Genomic DNA, 17,601 nt, shown 5'->3' with positions numbered 1-17,601 from the left:
TTTTTTACGCCTTTCTTTATTAAGGCAATTGCCTTTTTTCGATACGAACTTCTAATCGTATCATCAACTGTCCTAAAATCTTCTTTTTCCATAGGACAAATATACAACTTTTTTATGAATATATTACCGCTAGGTTAATAGTTGTTTTGTCGGATTTTTTTGAGATAAAACATTAATTAAAAAGGGAATGTTTTCTTTACTTTCATCACCGGCACGGATTATAAATCCGCGCTATCAGGTTGGGATAAATTTAAAATTTCCAAAGTCGACTTAAAACACAATTGGCATAACAAAATATTTATTCATGTAAGAATTTGTGATTTTGGAATAGCCTGCATTTCTTTTGTTTTATTCTTTCATCAGCAAATCCACATTGGCCACTATTTCATTTTCTTTATTATTCTTGTCATAAAAACGGACATATAAATGATAGGTTTCTCCAACTATCATGGGATCGCCGGTATTGAGTGATGCCTGCAGGATTTTGGCCTCGGATGCGGTTGTTCCGTTTACCATGTCGGCAAATGCATCGGGCAGGTTTAAGATTTCTTCACCAGTTTTATCAGTCAGTAAAATGCTGCAGCCCGGAAATACTTTTCCGTCTTTTTCCGTAAAGTAATCAACTCCTGTTGCTACAACTGCAAGTTTACTGCCCATGGTAATTTTATTATCGCCTAATCTATTGCCATTTTCATCTGCCAGATAAATATCATCAATGGTAAGGCCATTATAACTTGTGGATAGTCCCGTGGCCAGGTCTATTTTTACGCCTTTGCTGTATTGACAGGAAAATGACATTATACAGCAAACAGAAAACAGGATTATTGATAATTTTTTCATATTGTTTGTTTTTAGTGGTGTGAATTAATTTGATTTATAATACTTTTCTTTTATCTCCGGAATCAATGCACTCAATTTTTTTATCCTTGTTTCATCCGAAGGATGGGTGGATAAAAACTCCGGTAGTTTGGCTCCATTATTTTTTGCCGCCATTCGTTGCCAGAAGGGAACGGCTTCTTCGGGATTATAACCGGCCATTCCCATAAATATCAATCCTAGTTTATCGGCTTCACTTTCCTGCATGCGGCTGTTGGGCAGTTCCAGGGCCAGTGTGGAGCCAATAGAATACAGAGACAGAAAAAGGATCTGTGTTTCCTGCTTCTTTTCTTTCAGGGCTTCTTCTAAAACCAATCCGCCCAGGCCCATCAATAATGCTTCACTCATTCTTTCATTACCATGTCTTGCTATTGCATGGGCTATTTCATGACCCATTACCACGGCCAAACCTTCTTCTGTTTTTGAAACAGGAAGCAAACCCGTATAAACAACCACTTTGCCACCGGGCATACACCAGGCATTTACAATATCTTCATTAATGGTATTAAACTCCCACTTGAAGTTTTTCAATTCTTTACTCATATTGTTTTGCTGCATATAAGTTTCTACTGCCTGCTGAATTTTTGCTCCCACTCTTGTTACCATTTGCGCCCTTGCATCAAACTGTGAAAGAGTAGGGCTGGCTTTTACGACTGAATCGTATGCAGAGAAAGACATGGTCGTTATCAAACCATTTGGAACAAGGTTTAATTGCTTGCGTCCGGTCACCGGAACTGTTTTGCATGATGATATGGCCAGTATCAAAGCTGCTGAATAAAAAATAAGCCGGGGATATTTCATCCTTTATTTTTTTAAAGTTTAATAAGTATAGTTAATTCAGCCTTACTTGATACTGCTTAATAGCTGCTGTACTTTTTCACCAACAATTGGTATGGGTTTTTCTTCTCCATTAATGGCGGAAATCAGTCCCATAATCCATAATACAAATAAAACCAACCCTACAGGTATTAATAGCAGTGATACGAGCCAGCCCAGGTAAGGAATAAATAACAGCATCGTTTGTACAATATAAAAAGTAAATCCTATTAACATAATGAATAGGGATTGCCTGAGGTGATAGATTGCAAGCTGGCTTTTATTATTGCCATACATTACATAAGCAATTATCCAACCTATAATGGTAAGGTAACTGATGATGGCGATGCTTTTGCCATCCATTTGCTGCATACCGGTGTTTGTGTTGTTTTCGTTTTGCATGTTAATTGTTTTTTTGTTTGTTAATTGTATTTAATGAAATCTTAATAAATGTGGAATTGAAACTATATTTATGACTGTATTTTTTTAAAAGTTTGTCCATTCAGTACCGGTTTCAGCATCATAGCCATATTTGTTTGATACTGCTAAAGTTCCTGTTCTATCGGTTTGATAATAAGTCCACCCAATTCTTGTTGCCTGCAGTGTAACAGAAGTAGTCATTACCCCGTTACAGCCCAAAGATTCTGTACAAGTCAATACTTTTATTTTTTCCATTTTAATATTATATACAGGTTTTGGCGCACCGGCACTGAAGCTACTGTTCATAACGTTTATCTGCCCGGTCATCAATAATTCGCCACTTGCCATTGCTCTTTTTAAATCAGCAGAAGCAATGGAGATATTCATAGTAAAGCTATATTGGGTATTATTTTTACCACTTGAACCTGTGGTTAAGGGCATTATCCATCCTTCAAAACCTTTTGTCACAGATTCGCCTTTAATTAGCTGATTCTTTGGGTCAGTTAGTTTTATAAATGTTTTTGTTTGTGAATGAATGATAACTGGCAGTGCCAACATTAACAAAATAATTAGTTTCATTTTTAATTGATTTAATGGTTATGATTAAAAAAAAAAATTCTTCATCATTTCATTTTAAATAGATGAAGTTCTTCAATTGTTCCCCTGTACATGTGTAAAATCCGACCATCTTTAACGGTTTCAAATTGTATGGAAAATGTTTCTGTGGCTCCTTTAAAACGGTTGGTAAGTTTCATTTCCCAATTTGTTACAAAGGCTTTACCATTACAAGTTTCACCAACGTATCGGTTGTTGCCATTAAAGCCATCTACCCCTTTATAAACACTGGTGTATAATCCGTCAGGTTGAAAAATAAATTCAGTGGTGCTTGATGCAGAAGCCATACCCATACTGTTTCCTGAATAAATATTATAATATTCTATTCCGGCACCGCTGGATGATTTCCAGTTTCCTGGTAAGTCATTGGCTGCAACGGCAAACTTGTTATAATTAGCTATTACAGACAGTTTATCCCAGTTGGTTCCGTCCTGCTGATATACTGTTGTAAACTGATTTTGAAATCCTGCTTTATCTGGTGTAATGATTTCAATCCATTTGCCGCCGTTGCCATTTCTGTATAATGCAACATGAACTTTTTTACCGCTTGCATTTTCTGTCAGGTCTGCTTCGGCAAAGTATTTTGCATCCATAAATCCACCATCAGCCCACCAGCTTTTTCTTATCCAGAGATTGGATAAGTTTGAATAGCGTGGTGCAACAATTGTATTCCACACAAATGCTGTTTTTTCATCGAGGTTATTAAAGTCCCTGATGTTTGGTTGTGCATAATGAATTAAAGCAACAGTATTGCCTTTTGTTACCTGTACCCAATCTTCCTGTTCTGTAGCAACCCAACCGTCATCAAAATTGGTGGTGGTAAATGCGAACTTACTATTTCCTGTTGGTTGAATGGTTGGTTGCAATACTGGTTGTACGGCAGGTTGATTTACCTGGTTATCTGTTGAAAGATTCTTCATTTCAACCGATGCTAAAAGCTGTTCTATGGCAGGCATATAGTCCAGGCTGTTGGTAATAGCCACAATACTGACACAGCGGTTATAACCACTCATGGTAGTTAGCAAAGCAATCGGATTGCTATTATTAAAAGTAAATTTGCCCCGGCCTGTTTTTATTTTCCAGTCTCCGATTTCCTTTACTGCATTTCCGGGATCCTGTGGTTCTTTATTATTTGGCTTTTTAATTAACTCTTCCCACTCGCTATCAAAATCCTGCTCTATGCTTCCTTTGCTGATGGTGCTTTTATAAATACCAATCTGGCACCATGTCTTTTTTTTCTTATCTACAAAGCTGTAGGTAGTTACATTTTTATTTATCTCTTTTCCCCAGTTTTTAGGTACTTCGTAAGAGGTTAGGTCAAACGTTTCTTTTTGGGCAAATACTTCGGTAGGGCTTAGCAGAGTAGCTATAGAAAAACCGAGAAAACAGAGTAAGAATATTTTTTTCATTTATATTTTATTTATTACATAAAAAATTCTATTTTATTCCAGCCTGAAATGCGTTAAGCATTCTATTTTTCTGTCTTGCTATTGCGGACAGGAACGGCAAAGACCAACACCCGTATAGTTGGCAAAAATTCCGGATGATCCAAATCTGCTGTCCAATTTAGCTCCTATACCAAATACAACATAACCACCAGAATATGATATGGTTGGGCGGCCGACACTACTGCCGGTTACATTTGAAACAGCACGATTTTCTCCTGTTGACATATTGTGCATTACAATATTGGAAGCTGGGACTCCTAAATTGGATGCTTTAGTTGAAAAAGCCACCCATTTACCATCAAATGAAATGGCAATTTTTTCACCCTGCTCAATGGGACTATCGGCATTGCCGGAGATTCCGTTAGCTCCATTACTTGCTATGACTGTTTTGCCAGTATTAATATCGTAAACATACACATCCTGGTAACCGTTTATATTACCGGGCACCATGTTGGTGGCAGTAGTGGTAAAAGCAATATAACGACCATCGCCGGAGATTGCAGGAGCCACAATCCGGTTGGCGCTTTCAGTGCCCTGGTTGCGTTCCTTACCGTCGGCAGTAAGGCTTATCCGTTTAAATTTCGAAATATTTTTCTCCCATAAAAAAATATCCCAAAGTCCATTATTGTCATTAGTAACTAAAGTAGCCGTATGAGAATAAAAGGCAATTCGCGTTCCATCATAAGAAATGGAAGGTTTGGAACCACCGCCGCCTTTTTTTGCAATTGGGTCTATGCTAATCATAATTGTGCTTCCTAATTTCATATCACGCAAAAAAACATTATTGTTGGATGTGCCTTTTTCGGTTGCTGAAATATTACTGGCCATTGAAGTAAAGGCAATGAAGTTTCCATCACCCGAAACTGAAGGTTCATAACTCTCTGCATTTGTTTCTGCACCACCAGTGCCAATACTCACCGTTTCAATTTTATTGGTGCCGGATTGCCAAATAAAAATATCACGAAAACCGTTTTTATCGCTCTGCACTAAATTACTGGAGTAGGATTCAAACGCAACTGATTTTCCATCGCCGGAAATTGCCGGGGAATAACAATCTCCATTGCCTTCTTCGCCGTTAGGTGATGCGCTAATTAATTTGGTGATGCCGGTATTGCGATCCCTCCAAAAAATCTGGCGATGTTTTCCTGTAGAACCATTAAGCCCAACAGCAGTAGTTACAAAGGTAACGTAACGTCCTTCTTCTCCATTGTTGCCGCCAACTGCTGCATCGCTACCGTCGTAAAAAGTGCTGAACGATTTGTCATTTGTACTGCGGCTGATATGGTCGTAAGTAAAATCACAACCCACTCTTAATATGTTTTTGTCCCGGGGCATTTTACCTTCAGCACCGGCATAAATGTTGGCCGTTTGCCCAATCGGTATTTTTTTTAGTGCTATTTTAAATTTTGTGCTATCCAAAAGTGAGGTTGGAAAGTGGAAGGTATTGGTACTAAAATTATTTCCGGTTTCTTTTTTTGCGATAAGCGTCAGGTCGGCTTTGCCATTATTTTGCAAAATAATGGCAGTACCGCCCGGGGCACTATAAATTCCAGAAAGTAAAGTCCCTTTAGGAAGAGGATTATTGATCGTTTTTGCTTTTTGCTGTGCCTGTAACCCGGTTACTAATATTGCGAGAATGAAGAACAAAAATATTTTTTTCATTTTTTTTCATTTTAAATTAATAATAATTCTATTTCCCCAGCATATTCTTTAACAATGTAAAATCAACAGCTTTCATAATATCTGTTCTAAACTTTGTTGCTATTGGCGCATTGTGGTCCCATATTACATTTACCCAAAAGAACTGAGGAGATGAATGGGGTAATTTTTTATTGAAATAGCCTGGATTTGGTTTGATAAGGATTTTCCCGAAAGGATCGTCATCGTCAGTAAACAAGTAAGATAAATGGTCATTAGGGTCATCTTTCACAATTGCCTGTTGATTTAATTCCTCAATAGGTAATTTTAGCTGCTCTTCAATTTTATCAAAGGCAGGTTTGAATTCTTTTTCATTATCAGCTACCAGTTTTTCAAGCTTGGCTTTGGAATCCAGGTAATCCATCTTCATATACTTTTTTAATTTTTCCGGATCGTTTTTATACTCTACTTCTTTGTAACCTTTTTCTATTTCTATATTTTTAAGTACATCTTTATATGCTGCTGCAGCTTCAAACATTTGTACTGCTAATGCCTTCTTCCTTTTTTCTAAAAATTCTTTTTTTGTTACATAAGCAAAAGGAAGTTTACCATCATATGTAATAAGCCATGCTCTGGATTTTCCTGTCATACCAAAACCAAGGCCGGCATCTATTTCCTTAAAATACCAGTATCCATCTTTTACAATTGGCATATCATAAATAACGTTGAATCCTTCGGCTAATAATCTGTCTCCCTGGGCAGTATCGTAAATTTCAGCATCATAAAAATTTGCGTTAATCAAAAAAGCGGTTGAAGTCTCATGGGCTGTTTTAAAATTATTGCCATCGCAGTAATAGTTTAACGCCAAGATACTATAAGAATATCCATTGCCCGGCATGTTTGATTCTGGCCTGCCATAACCACCATTAAATTTAATAGTCACACCCATTGGCGTATACTTTGATTTGATCATAGTGTGTATTGATGCAACTATTTTTTTTTCTCTTGCAAGGTCGCCTGCAGCTATCCCGGCTAAAACACCGCTGCTTTCTTTCCAGGTGCCGGGTTTTTGGAGTAGGAATTCTTCATCACATTCCTGTGCTGCAGATGAAATTGCTATGACTGCAATGCATAAAATAGAAAGAATATATTTTTTCATATCGGATTTATTAAAAATTTTATTTTTTATTCTTTTCTTTAGAGGGCTTTCCTAAATATTTACTCTCTACTGTAAAACCAGCATTTATAGAAATCTTTGCATCTATTGGCGAATATTTTGACTTTATCATTGTATGTAGCGCAGCTACTACTTTCTTTTCTTTTCTTTTGCAAGATCTGTTGCTGATACTCCTGAAGTACCACCACTGTATTATTTCCAGGTGCCGGGTTTTTGCAGTAAAGTTTCTTCTTTAACCTCAGCTTCTTTTTGTACGGCATTCGGTTTCGATGCCGGGGCGCCAGGGGCAGTTTTACCAATAAAAGATTTTAAAAAATCGAGATCAATCGCATTGCTCATATTCTCCGCTACTTTGCTTGCCACTTTATTTTTATCATAATAAATAATTTCAATACTGATAAATTGCGGTACAGAGTGTTGTAATCCTTTATTGAAATATGCCGGATTGGGTTTGGTAAGTATTTCAGCAAACGGTTCTGCCTTATCTGTGAAATCGTAATAATTGGAGTTTTTTTGATTTCTTATTACGATAGCTCTTTTGTTCAGTTCGGAAGCCGGATCTGCCAGTTGATCATCTACCCGTTCAATTGCTTTTCTTAATTCTTCTGTTGCCCTTTTATAGTTTTGATTTTCTCTTTCAATACCTGGCTTATATGTGTTGTCTATATATTTTGAAAGACGGTTAGCATCATTTTTTAATTCCTGTTCCTTAAATTTTTTTTCCATTTCCCATTTTCCCAATTGTTCTTTGAGTCTTGGTTCTTCATCTGAAAGTTGATGTTGCAGATTGCTTTTTCTTTTTACAAGGAATTCACGACGGGTAACATAAATCCATGGTACTTTGCCATCAAAACTTATCAGCCATAGTTTACTGTTGCCGATTTCGTGATGACCTATAGCTTCAGGATCGTCAGGAAATTGCCAGATGCCGGGCTTTATTTCAAGAGGTAAACCATGCCGGAGATCGAAATAACCAGCTAATAAATAATCATCGGATGTTTCATAGAGCGGCGTTTCAGAAAACTGGTTAAATGAAATATTTAGCGAAATAGCAAATGGGGATGGGAATGTAAGCTGTTCACCGGAACATAAATAGTGGTGGGCTTTGATTAAGTAACTATAGGAATTGACAGGATCATTTATTTGAGCAGGTGGTTGGACATAAGCGAACTCAGGATTCACACCCATTGGTGCAAACCTTGTCAGCATCATATTATGCACTGTTTCAAGAATTTTTTTTTGAATGATCAGATCAGTACCTGCTATAGACACAGGATTTTTAGACTGGCCCCATGTGCCTTTCTTACTTAAAACCCTGTTTATACATTCTTCATTATCTTGTGCAACTGCAACTGCAAAACTTATGAGATATAATCCCAGTAATAAATATTTCATAATGTGTGTTTTATTAATCAAATAATCCTTTGATAAAATTTTTTAGTTTTCTTATTGCCTCTAATCTATTGTTGATTATATTTTGCAAACCGTTTTTTCTATTTCCATTCGTTCAGATATTCTTACTAGTCAATGAAAAGTATTTGTCTAGGAATAAAAATTTGTCTTTATATTTCAACTATTCTTTAACTACATTCTCCCTCCATTCAATTTCTCCAAAAGCAACTTCGAAAACAGATTTGGGTTTAATAAACCCACAATCCCGAAAATATTCCCTGTCCATGCAAGGAAGGTCCCGAATTCCATCCTATTCGTGCCTCAACACCTAGCACTACGTCTGATGGCTCTCCAGGTTTTATCATAACATCATACCCTCCAGGATCTAGCCCGCCGTATGGGTTAAGTCCATCAACAAGCCCTGCTTCAGCTTTTACTCCTGCAATCAGACCAAAGTCAGTGACACCCTTGGGTCCCCATTGAATAAAACCTCCACCTCCGGCTTTCAATTCAGCTTTCATTGGACCTAATTCTCTTGAACCAATACTTTTATAAATACCAAACTCTGCAGTGGCACTAATTGTTTGGCCGTCAATAAAGTTTTCTAAATGATTTAACTTTAAAATACCAACATCCATTTCAACTGATTGAATGTTGCAATCCCATCTAGCTACAGCAACTGGTGTCCATATTTTGATATGACTATCACAATGAATGATTTCAAAATCAGAAAGTGCTTGAAAGTGGGTTTCAACTTCCGGATCATCCTCGCATATCCCGCTATTACTGGCTATTTCCCTGCAGGCCATGCAGCTAAATTGAAAATCAACTGGTGTAGTAAAAAACGGAAGTTTTCCGGAAATACAGGAAAGGAATTCTATAAGGTGTAAATTCTTTGATTTTTGATAATCTTCTTCGGTTGGAGAACTGTATCTCAAATAATATATAATCTCGTTTGTGAAATATTTCATCCGGCTTATCCATTCAACACTAAGGTTGTAGTTTTTTTTATTATATGTTTCATAAAAGGCATTAACTAATGGTTTTGATTCCTGGCAAGCCTTTTCCATAAATCGGGCATGAATTTCGTACTCTTTTGCAGACTGCTCAGCCTCATTTCTGCCTGAGGGTGGGTTTGCACGGATTTCATCCCTAAACTTTTTTTCCCATTTTTCGTTAATTTCTATCACCTTTTCCACTAGGTTATTACTCACATTCATTATTGAATCATGGAGATAGGCAGATTTTTTCTCCATTTTGTTATGAAACTCTTCTTTATCGGTAATTACAATTTTTTGTAATTCGAGTGCTTTATCCATGATAAAGTTAAAGTTCGGAATTTTACCGGAACGAAAATCGTTCATCATTTTTGTCTGTGAAGCAATAATTTCGTTTTCATTTGTATGGGGCATATATTTTTCAAAAAGGAGATTGCATCCTTTCTCAAATTCCTCCCATTTTGGAAATAGTTCTTCTCTTTGAGATTTTGAATAATAAAAATCAGGACGATTGGCCAGCATTTTATCAAGCCCAAGTGCATCTTGGGACTTTGGCATATTCCAGCGAATATCCCCCGATTGAAGTTTTCCTCCTAATTTTTGCAGTTTTATTATTTTTACGTCGCTGTAAGCTCCTTTAATTGATCTCTTTATGCAACTGATTGCTTCTTTTTTATTCCCCTTTGATTCTTGAATAATACATTTTGTATAATTGGCTTCCGAATGAATAGAAAAAATACGAATAACGCTGTCTAAGTAATTTTCAGATTTTTCCATATCGCCTAGGCCGAACCATGCCTGACCAATATTATTAAGAATTGTACTGTTGCCTGGATAACGTTGGTTTAGTTTTTGTAAAATTGGTAAGGCAAGATGTTCACCTCCGTTCATCGTTAAAAAGCTTGCGTAATTATTAAGGTTGTCAGGATCTGAAGTGTTTTCCAATACTGCCCGACCCATAAGTTCAATGGCTGCTTCTGGCTCTCCATATATCCACAAGCCATTGGCTGCATTAGCAACATAAATTGTTTCTTTATATTTTTTCTTAATGGATTGATATGCATCTTCGGCTATTTTTTTTGATGCAGGACTGATTTTTTTGGACACAGTTGTATAAACATTTTTGAGAAAAACCAATAACTGTTCATCATTTAATATCGTTTTTGGTATTCTGGCAATTCGTGCAGCATCTTTAACCGGAATTGTTTCAATTCCTGACAGAGCATTCTTTTGTTGTTTAGTTGTATTCTGATTTGCAAAATCGTACTGATTCATTAACTTTTTGTCAGAAGGCATTTTAATGCCCATACTGTCCATCATCTTTTTATCTTCCGGGCTCATATCATGCATTGCTTTCTGCATTTCTTCCATCATATCCTGCATTTCATTCTGAGTTGGAGGTTTCTCACTTTTGTTTTGTTTTTTCTGACTATAAGACATAACCATTAGCATTATAAGGACAGACGTTAAAAGATATTTTTTCATTTTAAGTTTATTTTACGCATTTACTTTAAATCTCCCACAATAATATTGGTAACATTGGCCACCTGTTTAATAATTCTGGTCAGCAGGGCTGTTGTTATGCCAACTATATAAACATCAGCTCTCACATAAACTGTATTGTCGTCCGCACTCATTCCAATTTTTACAACATCAAAATAATCATTCTGCTGCAACAGGAATTTGTATTTTGTATCATCAATCTTTCCTGATAGTGCTTCTGTAAGGTTGGTGTAAACAATATATAAGTCGTTTATTTTTTGAACAACCACATTGTAGGTGGCAATGTTTTCTCCTTCGAAAGGGATAACCATTAAACTGTCGTTAACCTTTTTATAGGGCAACCCAGTGTCGGCTATTAGCCTTGTTAATTTTGGCACCGATTGCACTACTGTTGTTTTTGACTTGGTTTGCGCAAAAACCGACCCCATTACAAGAAGCAGTATAGATACAAGAATATATTTTTTCATCATCAGTGAGTTAGAAGTAAACAATAGTCATTTTTCTGATCGGTTTTTTATAGGCTCTACTACGTTTTGGGTATTCCCAATGAATTTTTACTCTTTTTTGTCAAAAAGTTTCACGCCAGTTGCCACAAATTGAATATCTTTCTGATATTCTTTTTTCATAGTTTTTCTTTCACGAATAAGCTTAGCGGGTTCTATCCCCTCTACATTAATTCTTTTTCCCACGATATCTTTAGGAACGGCAAAACCATAATCTTTTGTTCCAACAGCTATTGTGGTTCCGTCATCTTTTTGCACCCACATTGTCAAACAATCTTCTTCACACCAATCAACTTTTATCACTGTGCCGGTTATGTTTGATTGGCCTTTAATTTGTTTTACATTTCTGTCCAAACCAAGCAGGGGTTTGGAGTTGACATTAATGATATCGACTCCTTTATAGTTTCCATACGTTTTACTTTTGCCCACATAGATGTCGTCTTCGGTTTGCTGGGCATTCACCGTTAGGCTGAAAAAAAAGACTGGCAGAATAAATAGTAACTTTTTCATAATGTATGTTTTTTATGTTTAAAAATGGTTTAAAATGATGATTCAAAATAACAATTAACAATCCTTTAAAAACAGGGTTTATTTTGCTTAAAATCAATTTTTAATTTGATGTTATTTTTTATTGCGGTTTAATTGATGATGTGGTTGGATTTAATTCGCCATCCGTCTTGCACAAAAGAGTTTTGTTGAAAGTATCAAGAAAGCCGGATGCATTGTTGAATACAATTGTTTTACTGCCAAGTGTTGGATGGAGAGTTCCATTCTGGTCTTTAAATTCCAGCGTAATATTTACACCTTCAATTTTCCAGGCATTCGAAATAAAATCAGGAAAATAAACGACCCTTAATTCTATTCCCTTCTTTTTCATGGATTCCAGTGTAAAATCTTCTGGTTTAGTGCTGATCTTTTCTAATCCAAACTCAGTATTAGAGTTTATTTTCATCTCATTTCTCATGTTTTCTCCTCGTTGTTGCATAATGAAGGCAACGCCGTTGGAAAGCTGAAAATATACTTCCGAAGGAAATTCTTTATTATCATTGCCTGTTCTGATATTAACTCTTGCAGAAGTTAAAGTATATTCACTGGTGGACACCTCCGATTTTGTTATCGGCGCTTCCGTTTTATTGGTTGTTGGAGGCGGAGGTGGTGGCGGATCTTGATTCAATATTTGCAAATTTTGAGTGTTTTTTATAGGTTTTTTATATACTTTTAATTGTGCCTGTAAACTGCCCATCACAAATACACTTAGAAGAGTAAGTAATAGTAACTTTTTCATGTTTATTTGTTTTAATTATTACAAGGTTTTGTTTTTTTTTGTAACATTGTTAATGTAAAAGTCTGATTTAAAGCAAAACAAAACAATCCCCTAAAAACAGGATTTTATGTAAAAACCAAAAAATCGTGGAAAAAGGGGAGTTGATTTGAGCTTTCTATTTCTTTTATTTGTAAGATAGATGAAAAGAATTATTTTTACTGTATGAGAAAGACTGTATGTTTATTTTTATTAATTCTGAGTAGTGTATTACAGGCACAAACTTTAATGAATAAGGACAGTTTATTGAAGCTATTGCCTGCTGTAAAGGATGATACCAACGCTGTTTTGTTATACATTAATATTGGGCAACAGTATGAATCCAATGAACCTGAAGTAGCCAAAGCATATTATCGTAAAGCGTGGAAACTTAGCAAAAAAATCGACTATCCTCTCGGTATCATTAAGTTTATTGCCAATTATACGTTTGTGCTTAACCAACAAGGTTTGTATGATTCATCGTTGTACTACAATTTGAAATCGGTAGAACTTTCCAGACAAATCAAAGACAGCGTTTATCTTGCCAAGACATTATTCAATACTGGCACTTCTTACCGAGCATTAGGTAATTATGAAAAAGCTGTCACTTATTATCTGGAAGGCCAAAAACTCTTTGCCAAAATAAATCAACCGGATAAAGAAGCCTTGATAAATGATTTGCTTCAGGTTTTATACATGGATTTGCACCAATACAGCAAGGCAATTACCTATGGTGAGCTATCGGTAAAGATGTATAGGGAATTAAGCTTGCCAAACAATTTAGGGGTTGCTTTAAATAACCTTGGAGCTAATTATGCCTTTAAAAAACAATTTGGCAAAGCCATTCCGCTTTTTAAGGAAGCTTTGGTCATAGGAAGGAAAGAGAATGATATAAATATGGAGGCTAACCAAATGCTGAACCTTGGTGATGCCTATATGAATTTTGGGAATTACGACAGGATGAAAGAAAATTATGACATGGCATTACAACTCAACAGAAAACTGAAAGCATATGAGGGTGAAGCTATTGCGCTAAGGGGCATTTCAATGTATTATCAATTTACAAAACAGTTCAATCTTGCGAAAAAGTTTGGTCTGGATGCTCTTGCTATTACAGAAAGTTACAACCTTTTGCCTGAAAAGTCAAAAATGTTAAACAACCTTGCAAATATTTCATTCAGCCTACAGGACATAAAAACAGGATTTGCATATTCACAACAAAGCAAATTACTACAAGACAGCTTATTAAACGAAACTATTCAAAAAAACGCACTAAATCTGGAAAAAAAATACCAGTTTGGACAAAAAGAAACTCGTATCAAACAACTTGAAACAGAAAAGAAACTTCATCAGTTGTCTTTACACCAAAAAAATATTTTAAACCACATACTGATTGGGGGCGGTGTTACACTATTAATTATCTCTCTTCTGTCATACCGCAACTATAAACAAAAACAAAAACTTCAGCAACAACGCATCAACGAATTGGAAACCCAGCAACAATTAATTGCCACTGAAGCAGTATTAAAAGGGGAAGAACAGGAACGGACAAGAATAGCCAAAGATTTGCATGACGGTTTGGGAGGGATGTTATCAGGAATAAAATTTTCATTTAATGGCATGAAAGGAAATTTAATCATGACGCCTGAAAACACACAGGCTTTTGAACGCAGCATGGATATGCTGGACAGCTCCATAAAAGAAATGCGGCGTGTGGCACATAATATGATGCCCGAAGCATTAGTGAAATTTGGATTGGATACAGCATTGAAAGATTTTTGTAATGAAATAAATAATTCAGGTGCGTTGAAAATTTCATATCAATCTATTGGTCTAGAGAATGTAACATTAGAACAAACAACAGCGATAACCATCTACCGTATTATTCAAGAATTGATTAGCAATACCTTAAAACATGCTTCTGCAAAAACTGCCATTGTACAGGTTACAAAATCCGGCAATTTGTTGGCTATAACCGTAGAAGATGACGGTAAAGGGTTTGACACCAAAATTTTAGATTGGTCAAAAGGAATGGGCTGGGTAAACATCAAACACCGTGTCGATTTTTTAAAAGGCAAGCTTGATGTCAATTCGCAACTGGGTAATGGCACATCTGTTCAAATTGAAGTTGATATTTAAATGGTTATAAAAGTTTTTATTGTAGACGACCACTATATGGTGATAGAAGGCATTCGATCTTTACTTCAAAATGAAAAAAGTATCGAGTGGATGGGGCATGCCATGAATGCAGCCTCTTGCCTGGCTTTCTTGCAACAGCAACAGCCAGATGTGATATTAATGGATATAAACCTTCCCGATATGAGCGGGATTGATTTGTGTAAAGAGGTAAAAATGAAATACCCAAGTATTCATATTATCGGTCTTAGCTCGTTTAACCAACAGAGCTTTATCCAAAAAATGCTTGACAACGGAGCTTCTGGCTATTTACTAAAAAATGCGACACGTGAGGAATTGGTATATGCCATAAAAACTGTCATTGAGGGAGAAATATTTTTAAGTGATGAAGTTGAATTAACAGTGCAAAAAAATGAAGATTCCAAAGTCCCCATTATTACAAGAAGGGAAATGGAAGTTCTTTTGCTTATTGCAGATGGTTTGACAAACAATGAGATTGCCATAAAACTTTTTATCAGCACAACAACGGTAGATACGCACAGGAAAAACCTATTGGCTAAATTTGAAGTTAAAAATACCGCATCTTTAATTAGAATGGCAGCCCAAATTCAATTGATACCTTTTATTAAACCTAAAAATTAACATAACATAAATGCAATAAATTCATTAGAGTTTTGACAATGAGAGAACATTTTCTGAAATTCTTTTTATTCTTTTTAAGCGTTTTTACAATCAATTATTTTATTATTTCATCCACTACAAAGTCACTTTTATGCGGGTTCATTCCGATAGCTATCGGAACCCGCCTTTTGTACGAAAAAAGCCGAAACAATTTGAAGGCCACTGAAAAAACTCATCTAAATTAAGCAAGGTCTATGAAAGCGATTAAGTTAAAGGTAACTTTGACTTAGTCGCTTTTTTATTTCTGTTTCTCAATGTGTTCTTTTTGCCAATACCATTCAAAAATGGCTGTATGGCTAAAATATTTGACTATTTTTATGTTTTTTGAGGTTTACACACTCCATTTAAGGATTCTCTTAAGATTTACAGCAAAAATCGACATTGCACTTTGCATTTGCATATTGTTTATGCCGTATGATTTTGCCCGACCATAGCCATGTACATTTTTTAATTCGCCATTTTTCGCTTCTATTTTATAGCGATGTTTCGCCTTCTCTTTGAAGTATTCTGTTTCTTGAAAAGCAATTTGCTCTTTGTGAAGATCTGATTTTATGGATACAGAGTAAGTTTTGGTCTTTGCTCCCTGCTTATAACAGCCGTTTCTAAGAGGGCAAGTTTTACACTTTTCAACATCAAAATAGTACGTGTCAACTTGGTTTGTTCCAACATTCTTTTGCCCTTGTCGTGCCTTTCGTATTGTGATGTGACCTGCTGGACACATAAACATGTCTGCATCCTTATTGTAATCAAATATGTCTTCGTTTTTTCTAAAACCTTGCGTAATTGATGGATTGAGTTTAGCTACTATTTTAATGTCTTGCTTACGGGTTAGTTTGATGTTTTCTTTTCCTGAGTAGGCGGCATCGCCTATGATTGTGTCAACGTCTATACCGTTTTGTTGACTAATTTCTAAAAGCTTTGGAAGCTCTGGCCCGTCTCCTTTTTCACCCGATGTCACCACTGCTGCCGTTATTATGCGCTCTTCAGTCATGGCTAAGTGTGTCTTGTAACCAAAGAAAGAACTATCTGCGGATTTATGGCCTATTTTGGCATCCTGATCTTTTGATAATGTGATATTTTCTTGAACATCTTCAATGGTTTCTTTTAGAACGTTTAATTTTTCTTGTACCGCAGGAATTGAGCTGATGGATTGTTCCTTTTCAACAATTCTTTCCAATTCTTTACTATAAGTTAGCTCTTTTTCTAAATCATTGTCAATATTCTTTTTCGGCATACGTTCCTTCCAGTCTTGGTCGTACTTATAAACAGTTTTGCGAAGTTGCTTTGAGCGTTCTCTTAAGACTTCGATTGTTGAAAACGGATTAGATCTCGATAGCGTATGGGTAGCATCTAAAATAATAGATTTAGAACGGATTACTCCTTTTTCAATAGCAATTGATACGGTTTTACTTATCAGCAGGTTCAATAAGTCAGTGTCTTTTAACCTTAACTTTCTAAATTTTGTGAGTGAACTTGGATTGATTACATCATCTTCGGGTGACATATCCAAAAAATATTTGAACGACATATCAAATCGTGAACGCTCCACCACATCAACATCTGAAACACTATAAATCGTTTTCAATAACAAGTACTTAAACACCCAAATTGGACTTTCTGCTGTACGGCCATTATTGTGGCAATATTTATTTATTAATTCATCGTAAACAAAGGAAAAATCAATCAGGTCATTAATCTTTCTGAGAAAATTCGCCTTTGGAACAATCAAATCATAGAGTGAACTATACTCACTAAATTGAATTATTTTTTGTTGTAACAGCATCTATATTAGGTGTTTAGACCGTTACAATATACAAAAAAAAGAGTAGATAAACTTGCGTTTCTACTCCTTTTTTATTAAAATTTTAGTCTTAAAATGACTTTTTCAGTGCCCTCCGGTCAACTGCGGCTTTTTTTGGAGCTTTTCCAACGAGTCTTTCTGTTTGTTCCAATGCTAGTTCCAAGATATGGCCATCAAACTCATTTCTAAAACCCATTGCTCCAACAATCACACCTGTATTTTGGGTGTAAACAAAAGATGCTTTATTGCCAAATTCAAATTTTTTGTGTTCTTTTCCTTTAGAGATGCACTGTGTTT

At 35.8% G+C, this 17,601-nt stretch carries 15 protein-coding genes and 1 pseudogene; 2 read left to right on the top strand and 14 right to left on the bottom strand.

What is annotated here, in order from left to right; genetic code table 11:
• Positions 1–348: 348 nt before the first annotated feature.
• From Q8S45_RS05285 to Q8S45_RS05230, 12 genes are all read right to left on the bottom strand, one after another.
• Positions 349–840, bottom strand: coding sequence for a hypothetical protein (locus Q8S45_RS05285; RefSeq protein ID WP_305601910.1), 492 nt, complete (start codon positions 838–840; stop codon positions 349–351).
• Between the two features lie 24 nt (positions 841–864).
• The gene (locus Q8S45_RS05280) at positions 865–1,677 is read right to left on the bottom strand and encodes a M48 family metallopeptidase (RefSeq protein ID WP_305601909.1); all 813 of its coding nucleotides are present in this window, start codon (positions 1,675–1,677) and stop codon (positions 865–867) included.
• Between the two features lie 42 nt (positions 1,678–1,719).
• Positions 1,720–2,094: a DUF4870 domain-containing protein gene (locus Q8S45_RS05275; protein WP_305601908.1), complete on the bottom strand. Its 375-nt coding sequence runs from the start codon at positions 2,092–2,094 to the stop codon at positions 1,720–1,722.
• A gap of 84 nt (positions 2,095–2,178) precedes the next feature.
• Positions 2,179–2,670: a type VI secretion system tube protein Hcp gene (locus Q8S45_RS05270; protein WP_305601906.1), complete on the bottom strand. Its 492-nt coding sequence runs from the start codon at positions 2,668–2,670 to the stop codon at positions 2,179–2,181.
• Between the two features lie 65 nt (positions 2,671–2,735).
• Entirely contained in the window at positions 2,736–4,136 is a 1,401-nt protein-coding gene (locus Q8S45_RS05265; protein WP_305601904.1) for a hypothetical protein, read from the bottom strand.
• 78 nt (positions 4,137–4,214) lie between these two features.
• Positions 4,215–5,837, bottom strand: coding sequence for a hypothetical protein (locus Q8S45_RS05260; RefSeq protein WP_305601902.1), 1,623 nt, complete (start codon positions 5,835–5,837; stop codon positions 4,215–4,217).
• Positions 5,838–5,865: 28 nt separating this feature from the next.
• Positions 5,866–6,972 carry a hypothetical protein gene (locus Q8S45_RS05255; protein ID WP_305601900.1) on the bottom strand — a complete coding sequence of 369 codons (1,107 nt, stop codon included), beginning with the start codon at positions 6,970–6,972 and terminating at the stop codon, positions 5,866–5,868.
• Positions 6,973–7,182: 210 nt separating this feature from the next.
• Positions 7,183–8,385, bottom strand: a complete 1,203-nt coding sequence (locus Q8S45_RS05250) for a hypothetical protein (RefSeq protein ID WP_305601898.1) — start codon at positions 8,383–8,385, stop codon at positions 7,183–7,185.
• A gap of 245 nt (positions 8,386–8,630) precedes the next feature.
• Positions 8,631–10,865 (bottom strand): tetratricopeptide repeat protein, encoded by a 2,235-nt coding sequence (locus Q8S45_RS05245; RefSeq protein ID WP_305601896.1) that lies wholly within the window; start codon positions 10,863–10,865, stop codon positions 8,631–8,633.
• 20 nt (positions 10,866–10,885) lie between these two features.
• The gene (locus tag Q8S45_RS05240) at positions 10,886–11,311 is read right to left on the bottom strand and encodes a hypothetical protein (RefSeq protein WP_305601894.1); all 426 of its coding nucleotides are present in this window, start codon (positions 11,309–11,311) and stop codon (positions 10,886–10,888) included.
• 126 nt (positions 11,312–11,437) lie between these two features.
• A complete protein-coding gene (locus Q8S45_RS05235; protein WP_305601892.1) occupies positions 11,438–11,896 on the bottom strand; it encodes a DUF4920 domain-containing protein in 459 nt (152 codons plus the stop codon).
• A 118-nt stretch (positions 11,897–12,014) separates the two neighbouring features.
• Positions 12,015–12,671 carry a hypothetical protein gene (locus Q8S45_RS05230; protein WP_305601890.1) on the bottom strand — a complete coding sequence of 219 codons (657 nt, stop codon included), beginning with the start codon at positions 12,669–12,671 and terminating at the stop codon, positions 12,015–12,017.
• A gap of 201 nt (positions 12,672–12,872) precedes the next feature.
• Here Q8S45_RS05230 and Q8S45_RS05225 point away from each other — a divergent pair, with 201 nt between their 5' ends.
• Positions 12,873–14,825, top strand: a complete 1,953-nt coding sequence (locus tag Q8S45_RS05225) for a tetratricopeptide repeat-containing sensor histidine kinase (RefSeq protein ID WP_305601888.1) — start codon at positions 12,873–12,875, stop codon at positions 14,823–14,825.
• Positions 14,826–15,464 carry a response regulator transcription factor gene (locus Q8S45_RS05220; RefSeq protein WP_305601886.1) on the top strand — a complete coding sequence of 213 codons (639 nt, stop codon included), beginning with the start codon at positions 14,826–14,828 and terminating at the stop codon, positions 15,462–15,464. It begins immediately after the preceding gene.
• Positions 15,465–15,834: 370 nt separating this feature from the next.
• Here the strand turns inward: Q8S45_RS05220 and Q8S45_RS05215 are convergent, their stop codons facing one another.
• Together Q8S45_RS05215 and Q8S45_RS05210 are read right to left on the bottom strand one after the other, a co-directional pair.
• Positions 15,835–17,286, bottom strand: coding sequence for an IS1182 family transposase (locus Q8S45_RS05215; RefSeq protein ID WP_305601884.1), 1,452 nt, complete (start codon positions 17,284–17,286; stop codon positions 15,835–15,837).
• Positions 17,287–17,374: 88 nt separating this feature from the next.
• Positions 17,375–17,601: pseudogene (locus Q8S45_RS05210) on the bottom strand (hypothetical protein); the annotation flags it as partial.

It is taken from the genome of Lutibacter sp. (assembly GCF_030692605.1).
In the GTDB taxonomy this organism is placed as follows: Bacteria; Bacteroidota; Bacteroidia; order Flavobacteriales; family Flavobacteriaceae; genus Lutibacter.
The sequence above is the reverse complement of the archived record's forward strand: the minus strand, read 5'-3'. Positions and strand labels throughout refer to the sequence as shown.